The sequence below is a fragment of the Bacillus pretiosus genome (assembly GCF_051294775.1).
GTDB classification, from domain to species: domain Bacteria; phylum Bacillota; class Bacilli; order Bacillales; family Bacillaceae_G; genus Bacillus_A; species Bacillus_A wiedmannii.
In genome coordinates this window covers 799,284-813,010 of the sequence record NZ_JBPPHF010000001.1, presented here as the reverse complement: position 1 = coordinate 813,010, position 13,727 = coordinate 799,284, and the positions used below count along the sequence as shown (strand labels likewise).

Genomic DNA, 13,727 nt, shown 5'->3' with positions numbered 1-13,727 from the left:
TACTTTATTCTTTATAAAATAAAAAATATTTTATTGATAAACAAAACTAAATATTCACTAATATATCTATACGTGGTTTAATATATATAATAAAAAATATTTCTGTCTTTAATGAGGAGGTACTATGAAAGCAAACGTAGGGGATACTATACTTTTTCAACGAAATAATTTAAAGATTACAGGATCTGTATTAAAACTTTATACTGAATCGGTCTTAGTTGAAATTACAAATGTAAGCGGTGGTACTTTTGAATTTGATCGAACGATTGTAAATCATAAAAACTATAAAATTTTAAATACGAATACATAAAACAACAAAAAATAGCCCCTGCTCACCAGCAGGGGCTATTTTATATGAAAATACTTCATTAGTTTATATATCCTAAAACACTTACAATCTTACTCGCTTTTAAATTATTAATATGATAATAAATTTCTAAACCTCTTCTCTCAGCTCGTAACACTTTACCTTTCATTTTTGATAAATGTTGCGAAACAGTCGATTGTGGAATATTTAGTAATTCTGTTAATTGTGTTACATTACAAGTTTTTCTCGTACTTAATTCATTTACAATTTGTAATCGGATTGGGTGCGCCATAATTTTCAAAATATCTACATCTTCTTCTGAAACTAAACTTTTTCTCATTTCACTCGTATATGTTGTCATAAGACATTCCCCTTTTATATGAATTCCTCTTATTTAGATCTATTTCCAAAATATTTAAAACTCCGATGTGAAACCTTTATATAAAAATAATAGAATTTTAAATTTTTAAAAACAGAACGAAATACAATTCACTTTATTTATTTGGTACATATACATAATACAATGTTAATATGTGCTCTATGTGAAGTTAGCATATATTTATAATGAAGATTTTTCAAACAATTCACATCTAACTATATACTCCCTCCTAACACTATCCAGTGATTTTAACATATTTTAGGCGTTTGTATATACTATCTACAAAATAAATGTTGTTTAGGGGGATTTCAAATGCCAACAATGTTACAAGAAGAAGTTGAAGAAGCTCGTGAAACATATGTCAGTCGTATCATATTAGTCAGTGGATCAGCTTTATTTTTAGTAGGTGGTGTTATATCGGCAATTTCGGCTTTTAAAGCTTATAATCGTTTGGAAAATACACCGCCTTCTCCAGATAACTCGTAGGTGAATTGTTTTATATTGAATAACAAACAAATGCCACCTCTATTAAGAGATGGCATTTGTTTTATCATAAGTTCTATACTAGAAACCCACAAAGAATGCTTTAAGTATGAATTACACTTGAACTTACTTCACCACAAACCTCGTCTGACTACACCCATCCTTCTGCTTCGTTACTTCTAATACAGCCGGCATTGCGTTTTTCAGCTCTTGAACGTGTGAAATGACACCGATAAATCGGCCTGATTTTTGTAAGTCAATTAAGGCGTCTACTGCTTTTGTTAATGACTCCTCATCTAATGAACCAAAACCTTCGTCGATAAACATCGTTTCGATGGAAATACCGCCTTCATACGCTTGAATGACGTCTGCCATTCCGAGCGCTAAACAAAGTGATGCATTAAATTTCTCGCCACCAGATAATGTTTTTACATCGCGTGTTTGGCCAGTATATGCGTCGTATACATCTAAGCCTAATCCACTTTGACGATTTCTCTTTTCAACTCGTTCACTTCGTTTTAAATAAAATTGTCCATTTGATAATTTACGTAAACGTTCGTTTGCAATTTGAACAATTTGTTCTAAATACTCAATTAAGATGTAACGTTCAAATGATATACGGCTTTCGTTATCGCCTTTCATTACTTCATATAAGTCAACAAGTTCCTGGAAAGCTTTTTCTTCCTCATGAATTTGTTCATCAATACGCCTAATATTTTCATGTAAATCAGAAATATATGTTACCGCATTTTGCGCACGTTGACGTTTTTCTTTAATGATATCAAGATTGATTTCTAAATCTTTTATATGTTCACCTAAAGCTGTAATATCCATATACTCTTTATCTTTTAATTCAGCACGTAACTCTTCAATTTGTTTTGCAAGTACTTCAAGAGATGAATAATAGCTTTGAATTTCTTTTTGTAACATATCCATCTCAGCATCACTTAATTTAGCTTCTTTATACGTAATTTGATCGGTAAATCCGCTCTGCTCAAGCTCTTTCATAAAGCGCGTAAACGTCTCTTCTTTCTTCAATTTTGTACTTTCAAATTGATTAGAAGCACTTTCCTGTTCTGCTTGAATACGTATATTTTCATTTTGCCAATGTTGATACGCTTCCTGCACTTTCTTCCATTCGTCCTCCATTAATTTGAGTTCATGCATAGCTTGGTCAAACTGGACTTTCCAAGCTTGGACTGTTTGTAAGTTTTCAGGAATATTTTTCTTATCATGTTCATATGACGTACGAAGCTGCATACACTCCATTTCTGTACGGTGCTGTACTGTTTCTACCTCACGCTTTTGTTTCTGAAGTGCATCTACTTTTTCTTCTACACTCTTTATATTCACAGCAGTTTGCTTACGCGTTTCTTCACTTGCTTTTAGCGTATTTACTTCAGTTGCTAATTGTTTTCCTTTTTGAACAAGTGCACTGTATGTTTCAACTAATTCCTCTGAGCGATAGCCTCGCTTCTTAACCTCCTCTATTACCTGTTCATATTGTAGGTGATAGAAATTCCATTTCTCCTCTAATTGAACATGTAATTTTTCAGCAACATTTTTCTTTTCTCTTAAATCATTTAACTCTTTTTCATCGATCGCATTACTTTGCTCTGTAGCTTTTTTCGGATGGTTCGTACTACCACATACTGGACAAGATTCGCCATCATGTAGATGAAGAGCTAATATACCAGCTTGTTCACTTAACCAGCGACGTTCCATATTTTCATATGCGTTAACTGCCAATCGCATCTTATTATATGCCGCTTCTTTTTCTTTCTCGAATTTTTGCTTTTCTTGCCAAACATCATATGCTTGCTTTAAAACTTTGGCATCTTCTCGCATATTCGTTAGTTCTTCTACTTTAGCTACATATTGCTCAAGTGCTCGTTCTAATTGCTGTAATTCATCAGACATTAGCTGTTTTTGATTTGTATGCTCATCTAATTGTCGATCTAAGTTTTGCATACTTTCTTTTAATTTCCCTATTTGAATTTCTGCATTTTGTAAATTCAACTGTTTCTCAGCTAATGATGCAATAATCGGTTGTAACTCTTCTAATCTTTGAACAAGTTTTTTTGCATTTTCTCTCTCAGGTTCTTTATTCTTTACCGCTTCATATTTCTCCTGAGCAAGTTCAAAGCTTTTCGTTACATTTTCTTTTTTAGCGATTATTTGTTTTAATAAACTTTCAGCCTTCTGCTCATTTTGCATTGCTTCTTCGTACCATTGTTCAAATGGTAATAAGCGCTTCGCCTCTTCCGCACGTTTAATAGATTTTTCTTTCATTTCAATAACGGTACGATTTTCTTGTAAAGTGTTATATTTCTCATTCTTTTGTTGTAAATCTATAAATTTCTCATTTATGGATTTCGCTGCATGAAAACGTGTTTCAGCATCCTTTAATTGCTTCGTTTGAACATCTTGTTCTACTTGTAATTGCTCCACCTCTGCCTTATACACATCTGTTTCTTGTTCTAATGCTTCTACTACTTGATGCGTGTTTACATGTTCTTGTTCCACCAATGTCTCTAATAATGCTCCATCGCGGATTGGTAATTTGAAAACATTTCGGAAGTATAGCTCTCGCTCTTTCTGTTTTTCTTGTAAAACGTCTTTCCATTGTTTTCGTTTTTGATCAAGTAACTCACGCATTAACTTATAACGATCCGTTTTAAAAATACGACGTAAAATTTCTTCTTTGTTTTCTGTCTCAGATGTTAATAGTTTTCGGAATTCCCCTTGTGGTAACATAACAATTTGGCTAAATTGATGTTTACTTAAACCAATTAAATCTTCCACTTTTTTATTTACATCCGTTACATGGAAACGATCAACAGCTGGAACATTCTCTTCATCAATCACTTCATATAGTTCTACTGCATGTCCCGTAATTGTCTTGTTCCCTTGTTTTTTATGTCCAAGTTGTCGTTTTATTTCATAACGTTTCCCTTTTAACTGAAAGGTTAGTTCTACACTTGTATACATATTATCATCAGCAAATTGACTGCGAAGCATGCTCGTATCACTACGTTCTTCTCCGCTTGCCTCACCATATAACACATAACAAATCGCATCAAAAATCGTTGTCTTTCCAGCTCCTGTATTCCCAGAAATGGCGAAAATACGATGATCTCCAAGATCATTAAAATCGATTACTTCTTTCTGTTTATATGGCCCAAATGCTGTCATAATTAGTTGAATCGGTCTCATCCTCGTTCACCTTCCCGTTCTTGCACTGTTTGTAGTACTTCTACAAATAGACGTTCTTTCTCTTCTGATAAATCTAAGCCTTTCATTTCTTTATAAAAAGCCTTTAATAACGATAAATCATCCGTTTTATGTCTTGAAACAGTTACTTCATTTGACTCTGTGAACTCTCGTCTTTGAATAGATCTTTCAACATGCATTGCATTTGGATATACAGATCGTATTTTTTCCATTGGCTGCAAGACAGGATTTTCATCTAATAATTTTACAAACACATAATCTTCACTTACTGGATGTTGTAATAATTCATCTATTTTCGCTTCTACTGTTCGCATTTTACGACGTGGTGCAAGTAACCTTTTTTCAATTGTTGCTTCACCTTGCTCGTCCAGTTCCACAATATAATATCCTTTTTTATGTTTTTCTTCAGAAATAGAATATGCAAGTGGAGAACCTGAATATCGAATTGTCTCATTACGTACAAAATGCGCTTGATGTAAATGTCCAAGCGCTGTGTAATGAAACTTATCAAAATAATGACTATTTACGTATTCAGCACCACCAATTGAAAGTGGTCGTTCTGCATCACTTGTATTCTCTTCCGCTTCTCCCGCAGAAGTTACAAATGCATGACCAACAAATACGTGTCTCGCTTCTTTATCCATTGTTTCAGAAAGCTCATTCATAAAAATACGCATCGCATCATCATGAGAACGTACATCTTCGTTTTTCAAAACATGTCTAACTATGCTTGGATCCGCATATGGAACGAGATGGAAGTGAACCTCGCCATATTCATCATTTAATATAATTGGCTCATATGGAAATTGAAATTGTCCCACAATAAATAATCCTTGTTTCTTCATTAAACTACTTCCAAAATGAATACGATCTGGACTATCATGGTTTCCTGCAACCGCAATAACTGGTGTTTGTAAATCAATGACTATTTTTTGTAAAACATCATTTAATAAGTCTACTGCTTCCGTAGGTGGAATTGCTCGGTCATATAAATCCCCTGCAATAATTACGGCATCTGGTTTTTCTTCTTCAACAGCTTGTACAAACTGATCTAATACAATCTTTTGATCTTCAGTCATATACACGCCATGAACGAGCTTTCCTAAATGCCAATCCGCTGTATGAAATAACTTCATAGTTTCCTGCTCCTTTTAATTTACTGATTTTAGTGATACGAGTTGATAGTTTATTGTAGTTTTTCCGTTTTCCCACTCTAACTTTTGTATCATTGCACTACCAATTCTTTCTTCATTTGATTTATATAAAGGCAATATTTCTTGAACTGTAAATAAGTGATAACCATCCAATTTTAATTGAAATATGTTTTCTTCTATATGTAATCTTACTTCTTTTTCATTTGAAATAATTTTTGTGTGCATCTCAAATTTCATGACAGATACAACCCCTTTTTCTAATCTCTACACTATTAATAGTATATTGGCTATGCAAGATTGACAAGTAAATACACGGCAAAGTACACACTTTTCTATCGCTATATGTTTTTTATTTTTATATATAATACGGTATGTGAAATTTTATTTATTGTAAAAATAAAAATGTCTAATGTGACATCTTTATTTTTGTATAAAGTCTTTCATTACATAATATAAAACTGTAATGAAAACGATCGCTACAAAAAATGAAAATACTGCGATAATGTACCCATCCTTATTTAATAAAATGCAAAAAGAAATAGATATGATAAAAATCGGAAATACAAGTCGTACTTTATCCTTCACTTCCTCTGTCGTATCTGTATGATGAAAATACTGCGTTATCCCTATCATTAAAGAAGACAAAATAATCACCGACAATAGTAAAGGTCCTGGCATTCCGATTTCTCCTTTCTCTATTTCTAATGAAAAGCAATTTTTCTTTCATCATAATCACTTCAAATACTCTTTTTGAAGTGATTATGCACAATTTACACATATATAATAGCGTGTTTATCATGATAATTTCAAATAATTACAATTACAGTAATGTTGTAATATTCATTTTCAACCTCAGAAATCCTGCAAATATATCTCGTCAAAATATGCGGTATACAAATTAACACGTACCGTCAACTTTAGACAAACTTTATAAAGGACATTTCAGTACGTATCAAGAATTAAGAATAAGAAGATATGTAAGGGAGGATGAATTATGACTGAACACGTTTTATTTTCTGTTAGCGAAAACGGCGTTGCATCAATTACTTTAAACCGCCCAAAAGCACTTAATTCTTTATCTTATGACATGTTGCAACCAATTGGGCAAAAATTGAAAGAATGGGAACATGATGAGCGAATTGCGCTTATCGTATTAAAAGGAGCTGGCACAAAAGGTTTTTGTGCAGGCGGCGACATTAAAACTCTTTATGAAGCGCGTTCAAATGAAGCTGCATTGCAGCATGCGGAACGTTTTTTTGAAGAAGAGTATGAAATTGATACATATATTTATCAATATAAAAAACCGATCATCGCTTGTTTAGATGGAATTGTAATGGGCGGTGGTGTCGGTATTACAAATGGTGCGAAATATCGAATTGTAACTGAGCGTACGAAATGGGCAATGCCAGAGATGAATATCGGCTTCTTCCCAGATGTCGGTGCTGCTTATTTCTTAAATAAAGCTCCAGGGTTTGCTGGCCGCTATGTTGCTTTAACAGCATCTGTTTTAAAAGCTTCTGACGTATTATTTATAAACGCTGCTGATTACTTTATGACATCTGATTCATTACCAATTTTCCTTACTGAACTTGAAAGTGTAAATTGGCATAAACAAGATGATGTACATACTAATTTAAAAGAAGTCATTCGTACATTTGCAACTGCTCCAAAATTAGAAAGCGAGCTTGCTCCTTCATTAGAAGAAATGAATACTCATTTTGCTTTCGATACAATTGAAGAGATCGTCCATTCATTGGAGAAAGCTCAAAGTTCCTTTGCTTTAAAAACAAAAGAAACGCTATTATCAAAATCCCCTATTTCATTAAAAGTAACTTTAAAACAGTTTATTGATGGACAAGATAAATCCGTTGAAGAATGTTTCGCTACCGACCTTGTACTTGCTAAAAATTTCATGAGACATGAAGATTTCTTCGAAGGAGTACGATCCGTTGTCGTTGATAAAGATCAAAATCCGAATTATAAATATAAGCAATTAAGTGATGTTTCAGAAGAAGATGTAAATCGGTTCTTTAACTTACTTAATGCATAATAAGGTGAAACATTAATAAGTGGGGATTCATTACCCGCTTATTATTAGCCCTCACCGATCGTCCGGTCATGCGGGATAAAATTGAGGCTATATAGTAGTGGAATTTCACTACTATATAGCCTCTTTCTCATTTAATAATTTTTAATAAAATTTAATTTTATTAAATCAAAAATGTGTGCTACACTATTTTTAATCAAATATTCTAAAAATAAAAAGGAGGAGCAACTATGATTGAAAATTATTTTCTTTTCATCATTATGTCTATTTGTCTTATTATTTTACCCGGTCCTGATACTGCAATGGCGACGAAAAATACATTGGTTGCCGGTAAGGTCGGTGGAGTGAAAACAGTGTTCGGTACATGTGTTGCACTTTTAATTCATACTTTAGCAGCAGTAATCGGACTTTCCGCAATTATTGTAAAGTCAGCTCTTTTATTTTCTATTTTCAAGTACGTTGGAGCTCTGTATTTAATTTATATTGGCATTAAAGCCCTTTTAGCGGTAAGAAACAAAGAAGGCTTTGATACGAACGATATACCTTTAAATAATGAAGATGAACACACTTCTTGCTTTCGCCAAGGGTTTCTTACGAATTTATTAAACCCTAAAGTTGCAGTCTTCTTTTTAACGTTTTTACCTCAATTTTTAAATCCAAATCATAATACGTTTATTCAACTTCTCGTAATGGGTCTTACTTACCTCGTATTAACAGTTATTTGGTTCGCTTTTTATATATTTTTAATTGATAAAATTAGTGCTTTTATGAAAAAACCGAGGACGCAACGTTATATTCAAGGCTTAACAGGAATCGTCTTAATTGGTTTTGGTATTAAACTAGCTTTTGAAAAAAATAATTAACAAGACGAAAAACACCACATCTTCAGAGTGGTGTTTTTCATTTAACAACTGTTTTGGCTGTTTACTCTCTATTAAACCCAGCGCTCTGTTACAACTTTTTTACGTGTATAGAATTGAACACCATCTGTACCATTTGTACCTAAATCCCCAAAGAATGAAGCTTTATTTCCTGCAAATGCGAAAAATGCCATTGGTGCTGGAACGTTTACGTTTACACCGATCATACCAGCATCGATATTATCACGGAACGTTTGTGCATGTTTACCATTTGACGTATAAATAACCGCGCCATTTGCAAATTTAGATTGATTTGTTAATTTAATACCTTCTTCTAAATCTTTAACTCGTACAATGCTTAATACTGGAGCAAAAATTTCATCTTGCCAAATTTTCATTTCTTGATTTACACCATCAAAGATTGTCGCACCTACAAAGTAACCTTCTCCAACTTCTTCCTTAATTTTGCGACCATCAACTAATAAAGTTGCTCCATCTGCTACACCGCTATTAATATAGCCTAATACGCGCTCTTTATGAGATTCACGAATTAATGGTCCAACATAATTATCTTCGTGGAAACCGTCACCTACTTTTAACTTCTTCGTCTCTGCTACTAGTACGTCGATGAATTCATCAGCAATTTCATCAACTACTGCTACTACTGAACATGCCATGCAGCGCTCTCCACTACTTGCGAATGCAGATCCAATTACACCTTGCACTGTTTTCTCAAGATTGCAATCAGGCATTACAATCGCATGGTTTTTTGCACCAGCTAACGCTTGTACACGTTTCCCGTGTTTCGTACCTGTTTCATACACGTAACGAGCTACCGGCTCAGATCCAACGAATGAAATAGCTTGAATATCTTTACTTTCTAAAATGCTATTTACAACATCTTTTCCGCCTTGTACTAAATTCAATACCCCTTTTGGAAAACCAGCTTCATAGAATAACTCTACAAGTCGCTCTGCTAAAAGTGGCGTTCTTTCCGATGTTTTTAATACGAACGTATTACCGCAAGCAATTGCAAGTGGGAACATCCATAATGGAATCATCATTGGGAAGTTAAACGGTGTAATACCAGCAACAACTCCAATTGGGTAGCGCCAAATCGATCCATCAATGCCGCTAGCAATATTCGGAAGAGCTTGTCCCATCATTAAATTTGGTGCTGATGTTGCAAGTTCTACCGCTTCAATCCCTCGCTGCACTTCACCAGTTGCATCCGTTAATGTTTTACCATTTTCTAGCGTAATGATTTTAGCAAGCTCTTCTTTGTTTTCTTGTAAAAGCTGTAAATATTTATATAATTGTCTTGAACGATTCGGAACTGGTACTTTAGACCATGTTTCGTATGCTGCTTTTGCCGCTTCAACAGCTTTTTCAACATCTTCTTTCGGAGATAGCGGAACGTAAGCGATAATTTTTCCAGTCGCCGGATTCGGAACTGCTTCTACTTCTGTACCAGTAGATTCTACCCACTCACCATTAATATGATTTTTTACTCGTTTAATTTCAGTTGTAATCATTATATTCTCTCCTTTTTTATGATGTATATAAGTCTATTATTTTTGATTAGAAATTAACTGTTCACTAACTTTCTTATATAAAGCAGCCATATCGTTTTCACCATATCCTGCCTCACTTGCTTCTTCATATACGTTTAATAGCATTTCGCTTACTGGTAAGTGAAGTTCGCTTTCTTTCGCTAAATCTACTGCAAATCCTAAATCTTTCTTTAATAAATTCACAGTAAATCCTGGATCGTAGTTTTCAGTTGCAATGAAACTTTTATAATTACGCTCATAAATTCTACTTTGACCGTAACTTACATTTAAAATATCAAACATTTTATCTAAATCCATATTATTCTTTTTCGCTAATGTTAAAGCTTCACTCACACCAGCTGTATAAAAACCAATTAATAGGTTATTAATTAATTTAACTGTTGTGCCACTATCAATCTGCTCACTAACATGGAAAACATTCGCGCCTAGTACGCCCATGATAGATTCCGTTTTCTCATATACTTCTTTCGATCCACCAACCATAAACGTTAATGTACGGTTTTCAGCTCCAATTACCCCACCACTAACAGGCCCTGCTAAAAAGTCTACTTTCTTTTCCTTTGCAGCTTCCTCTAACTGTTTGTTTAATTGTGGAGATACAGTACTTGTATCAATTAAAACTACATTCGAGTGGCTATTTTCAAATAATCCTTCTTCCCCAAAATACACCGCTTCAACAGCGCGAGGTGAAGGTAAACTTGTAAAAATCACATCGCATGTTTCTGCTAGTTTTGAGATTGATAAGCCAATAATTCCTCCTTCATTTTCAAAGGAAGCTTCGGCCTCTTTATTTAAATCCACACCGTATACTGTGTAACTCGATTTAACTAAATTTTTAGACATCGGAAGACCCATATTACCTAAACCGATAAAGCCAATCTTTTTCATATCGCTTTCCTCCTATTTACACAATATACTTTCCGCGATTTATAATAGCTTTCGCAATTTCTCTCTTTTTTGTAAATACGTTCGTGTATAAAGGCACTAATAATTGACGAATTTCAGCTAAAATTACGTGTCTATCTTGTTCTTCTGTGACAGCCGCTGCAAGTATAGAAATCGCTGCTTCTTCTACTTTACGATAGCCTTCTTCACAAATAACATCAGTTATCATTTGTTTCGTACGCTCTTTCTCTTCACCATTTTTACTAATTGCTTTACTCGTGCGTAAAAATGCTGATTCCATGACGTACACGTCCGTTAACATATTTGATAATACACGTGAATATTCTTGTTCTTGGTCAATTTTTAACCCTGGAGTTTTAGAGAGCGTTTTCAAAGATTGTTTCAACAATTTTTTCGCTAATAAAATGTAACGATGGTTTCTTTCAACATTTGCTACATCAACTTCTACTTCAGTATCTTCAATTTGTTCCATTTGCTTCATTAACATTTTAGCAACTGTTAATCTATTAATTTCGTTTGTTCCTTCAAAAATACGACTAATTCTAGCGTCACGATATAATCGTTCTACCTCGTACTCTTGCATATAACCGTAACCACCATGGATTTGTACAGCTTCATCTACGATATGACCAAGTGTTTCAGAAGCATTTACTTTATTAAGTGCACATTCAATTGCAAATTGAGACATTTTCTTCATAAGATCTTCATCACTCTCATGAATTGCTTCATCAATTACACCTGCTGTACGGTAGGCTGCACTTTCTGCACCATATGTAGCAATGATCATATTTGCAATTTTCTCTTGAATCATCGTAAAATCTACTAATTCCGTTTGGAACTGTTTTCGCTCTTTTCCATATTGAACCGACAAACCAATTGCTTGTTTTGCTGTTCCAATATTTCCAAAAGCCAGCTTTAGTCTAGCGAAGTTAAGAATATTAAGAGCTACGTGATGCCCTTTTCCAACTTCCCCTAAAACATTTTGAGCAGGGATGACAACATCTTCTAAAATTAGGGTAGCCGTTGAAGAACCTTTAATCCCCATTTTCTTTTCTTCTAGTCCAATGGATACACCTTCACATGTTCTTTCGACAATAAACGCTGTCATTCCTTTATTTGTCTTCGCAAAAACAACGTATACATCTGCCATATGAGCATTTGTAATCCACTGCTTCTCACCATTTAACTTCCAAGCAGTACCATCTTCATTTAATACTGCACTTGTTTTTGCACTTAAAGCATCAGAACCAGCATTTGGCTCAGTTAAAGCATAAGCCCCAATCCATTCTCCAGACGCAATTTTCGGCAAATATTTTTCTTTTTGTTCTTTCGTTCCGTAATATATGTAAGGCAATGTACCTACACCAGCGTGTATATTAAAGGAAACACTAAATGCACCAGCGTATCCCATTTTTTCTGCTACAAGCCCTGAAACTGCCTTTCCTAACTCAAATCCGCCGTACTCTTCTGGGACTTCGATACTTAATAATCCAAGTTCTCCAGCTTTCTCAAATAATTGACGAGAAATTTTATAGTTATGTTGTTCTATATTCTCCATTTGTGGAACAATTTCTTGTTTAACGAATTGTTCTGTCGTTTTTGCGATTAAATCTTCATCTCCTGAAAAATCTTCTGGCGTAAAGAAAGTATAATTCACATCTTTATTAAGTGAAAAAAATTCATCCCACGGTAACTTTGTTTTCTCCATCTGAATCCCCCTATCATTTCGGCCTTACTTGCTACTACGTATGCTCGTCTACGATGAGTGGAATTTCTTATTTTTGAAAACAGAAGGCGATGAATTGTCACATCAAGCAGTTCGTTTTGCCAAAGATGTATTCTCATCGCCTTAGTTGTTTTATCTATTGATCCTCTGATAATACTGTTTTTGCAATTCCAGTATCTAGTTCTTCAAAGTCATGATATGAAATTGTTTCATATAACTCACTTCTCGTTTGCATACTTGAAAGTGCATCTTTTTGAGAACCTGTTTCCTTAATTAAAGTAAACACATTCTCATATGCTTTCGCTGCAACACGAAGTGAAGTTACAGGATAAATAACCATTTGGAAGCCCATATTCGCAAATTCCTCTGCACTATAATACGGCGTTTTCCCGAACTCAGTCATATTCGCAAGTAAAGGCGCATTTACTTTACTATTAAATAGACGGAACTCTTCTTCTGATTGAAGTGCTTCAGGGAATATTGCATCTGCACCTGCTTTTACATAGGCGTTCGCTCTTTCAATCGCTTCATCTAAGCCTTCTACACCGCGAGCATCTGTACGTGCCACAATATATAAACTTGGTGCAACTTCTTTAATCGCTTTAATCTTTTGAACTAACTCTTCTGTAGTAACAAGTTTCTTACCATTTAAATGTCCACATTTCTTCGGTAATTGTTGATCTTCAATTTGAACAGCCGCAACTTTTGCTTCCACCATTTCTACTGCTGTTCTCGCTACGTTTAATACACCGCCAAATCCTGTATCAATATCAACAAGAACTGGTAAATCTGTAGCTCTTACTAGATCCCTTGCTCTCTCTGCTACTTCAGTAGACGTCACGATTCCTAAATCTGGTAGACCTTTACTTGCAGTATAAGCAGCTCCCGATAAATATAAAGCTGAAAAACCTGTATTTTTCGCAACAAGAGCAGCCATTGCATCATGAGCACCTGGAATTTGCAAAATCCCATTTGCTTCTACTAAAGCTCGGAAGCGATTCGCAAGCTCCTCTTGTGTTGACTGTTTATTCACAACCCAAGCCATTCTATATTCCCC

Annotated in this window: 13 protein-coding genes; 4 read left to right on the top strand and 9 right to left on the bottom strand. The window is 34.4% G+C overall.

Annotated features, from left to right (window positions below):
• Positions 1–124: 124 nt before the first annotated feature.
• The gene (locus tag ACSG5Z_RS04135; RefSeq protein ID WP_000646791.1) at positions 125–310 is read left to right on the top strand and encodes a YkvS family protein; all 186 of its coding nucleotides are present in this window, start codon (positions 125–127) and stop codon (positions 308–310) included.
• A 58-nt stretch (positions 311–368) separates the two neighbouring features.
• Here ACSG5Z_RS04135 and ACSG5Z_RS04130 read toward each other — a convergent pair whose 3' ends face one another.
• The gene (locus tag ACSG5Z_RS04130) at positions 369–668 is read right to left on the bottom strand and encodes an ArsR/SmtB family transcription factor (RefSeq protein ID WP_000214798.1); all 300 of its coding nucleotides are present in this window, start codon (positions 666–668) and stop codon (positions 369–371) included.
• A gap of 330 nt (positions 669–998) precedes the next feature.
• Here ACSG5Z_RS04130 and ACSG5Z_RS04125 point away from each other — a divergent pair, with 330 nt between their 5' ends.
• Positions 999–1,172 (top strand): hypothetical protein, encoded by a 174-nt coding sequence (locus ACSG5Z_RS04125; RefSeq protein ID WP_001142749.1) that lies wholly within the window; start codon positions 999–1,001, stop codon positions 1,170–1,172.
• A 123-nt stretch (positions 1,173–1,295) separates the two neighbouring features.
• Here ACSG5Z_RS04125 and ACSG5Z_RS04120 read toward each other — a convergent pair whose 3' ends face one another.
• From ACSG5Z_RS04120 to ACSG5Z_RS04105, 4 genes are all read right to left on the bottom strand, one after another.
• Complete coding sequence (locus ACSG5Z_RS04120; RefSeq protein WP_435710723.1) at positions 1,296–4,385, bottom strand: AAA family ATPase; 3,090 nt, start codon at positions 4,383–4,385, stop codon at positions 1,296–1,298.
• The gene (locus tag ACSG5Z_RS04115; protein WP_060488683.1) at positions 4,382–5,539 is read right to left on the bottom strand and encodes an exonuclease SbcCD subunit D; all 1,158 of its coding nucleotides are present in this window, start codon (positions 5,537–5,539) and stop codon (positions 4,382–4,384) included. The genes ACSG5Z_RS04120 and ACSG5Z_RS04115 overlap by 4 nt, the downstream gene beginning before the upstream one ends.
• Before the next feature lie 15 nt (positions 5,540–5,554).
• Positions 5,555–5,794: a DUF2584 family protein gene (locus ACSG5Z_RS04110; protein WP_000667347.1), complete on the bottom strand. Its 240-nt coding sequence runs from the start codon at positions 5,792–5,794 to the stop codon at positions 5,555–5,557.
• 183 nt (positions 5,795–5,977) lie between these two features.
• On the bottom strand, positions 5,978–6,235 hold the full coding sequence (locus ACSG5Z_RS04105; protein WP_046955733.1) for a hypothetical protein: 258 nt from the start codon (positions 6,233–6,235) through the stop codon (positions 5,978–5,980).
• 316 nt (positions 6,236–6,551) lie between these two features.
• Here ACSG5Z_RS04105 and ACSG5Z_RS04100 point away from each other — a divergent pair, with 316 nt between their 5' ends.
• Complete coding sequence (locus ACSG5Z_RS04100) at positions 6,552–7,607, top strand: enoyl-CoA hydratase/isomerase family protein (protein WP_435710722.1); 1,056 nt, start codon at positions 6,552–6,554, stop codon at positions 7,605–7,607.
• Between the two features lie 227 nt (positions 7,608–7,834).
• On the top strand, positions 7,835–8,467 hold the full coding sequence (locus ACSG5Z_RS04095; protein WP_435710721.1) for a LysE family translocator: 633 nt from the start codon (positions 7,835–7,837) through the stop codon (positions 8,465–8,467).
• 71 nt (positions 8,468–8,538) lie between these two features.
• On the opposite strand, the gene ACSG5Z_RS04090 is transcribed toward ACSG5Z_RS04095, so the two are convergent.
• The 4 genes from ACSG5Z_RS04090 to prpB form a co-directional block, all read right to left on the bottom strand.
• Positions 8,539–9,999 carry a CoA-acylating methylmalonate-semialdehyde dehydrogenase gene (locus ACSG5Z_RS04090; protein ID WP_435710720.1) on the bottom strand — a complete coding sequence of 487 codons (1,461 nt, stop codon included), beginning with the start codon at positions 9,997–9,999 and terminating at the stop codon, positions 8,539–8,541.
• Positions 10,000–10,035: 36 nt separating this feature from the next.
• Positions 10,036–10,926 (bottom strand): NAD(P)-dependent oxidoreductase, encoded by an 891-nt coding sequence (locus tag ACSG5Z_RS04085; protein ID WP_435710719.1) that lies wholly within the window; start codon positions 10,924–10,926, stop codon positions 10,036–10,038.
• A 16-nt stretch (positions 10,927–10,942) separates the two neighbouring features.
• Complete coding sequence (locus ACSG5Z_RS04080; protein WP_088609407.1) at positions 10,943–12,652, bottom strand: acyl-CoA dehydrogenase FadE; 1,710 nt, start codon at positions 12,650–12,652, stop codon at positions 10,943–10,945.
• A gap of 154 nt (positions 12,653–12,806) precedes the next feature.
• The gene (prpB, locus tag ACSG5Z_RS04075; RefSeq protein WP_097857151.1) at positions 12,807–13,715 is read right to left on the bottom strand and encodes a methylisocitrate lyase; all 909 of its coding nucleotides are present in this window, start codon (positions 13,713–13,715) and stop codon (positions 12,807–12,809) included.
• Positions 13,716–13,727: the final 12 nt, after the last annotated feature.

Bases quoted from the DNA above. Each gene is read 5' to 3' on its own strand.
- prpB (WP_097857151.1), bottom strand. From the start codon at position 13,715: ATGGCTTGGGTTGTGAATAAACAGTCAACACAAGAGGAGCTTGCGAAT.
- ACSG5Z_RS04100 (WP_435710722.1), top strand. From the start codon at position 6,552: ATGACTGAACACGTTTTATTTTCTGTTAGCGAAAACGGCGTTGCATCA.
- ACSG5Z_RS04085 (WP_435710719.1), bottom strand. From the start codon at position 10,926: ATGAAAAAGATTGGCTTTATCGGTTTAGGTAATATGGGTCTTCCGATG.
- ACSG5Z_RS04090 (WP_435710720.1), bottom strand. From the start codon at position 9,999: ATGATTACAACTGAAATTAAACGAGTAAAAAATCATATTAATGGTGAG.
- ACSG5Z_RS04105 (WP_046955733.1), bottom strand. From the start codon at position 6,235: ATGCCAGGACCTTTACTATTGTCGGTGATTATTTTGTCTTCTTTAATG.
- ACSG5Z_RS04125 (WP_001142749.1), top strand. From the start codon at position 999: ATGCCAACAATGTTACAAGAAGAAGTTGAAGAAGCTCGTGAAACATAT.
- ACSG5Z_RS04130 (WP_000214798.1), bottom strand. From the start codon at position 668: ATGACAACATATACGAGTGAAATGAGAAAAAGTTTAGTTTCAGAAGAA.
- ACSG5Z_RS04135 (WP_000646791.1), top strand. From the start codon at position 125: ATGAAAGCAAACGTAGGGGATACTATACTTTTTCAACGAAATAATTTA.
- ACSG5Z_RS04120 (WP_435710723.1), bottom strand. From the start codon at position 4,385: ATGAGACCGATTCAACTAATTATGACAGCATTTGGGCCATATAAACAG.
- ACSG5Z_RS04095 (WP_435710721.1), top strand. From the start codon at position 7,835: ATGATTGAAAATTATTTTCTTTTCATCATTATGTCTATTTGTCTTATT.
- ACSG5Z_RS04080 (WP_088609407.1), bottom strand. From the start codon at position 12,652: ATGGAGAAAACAAAGTTACCGTGGGATGAATTTTTTTCACTTAATAAA.
- ACSG5Z_RS04110 (WP_000667347.1), bottom strand. From the start codon at position 5,794: ATGAAATTTGAGATGCACACAAAAATTATTTCAAATGAAAAAGAAGTA.
- ACSG5Z_RS04115 (WP_060488683.1), bottom strand. From the start codon at position 5,539: ATGAAGTTATTTCATACAGCGGATTGGCATTTAGGAAAGCTCGTTCAT.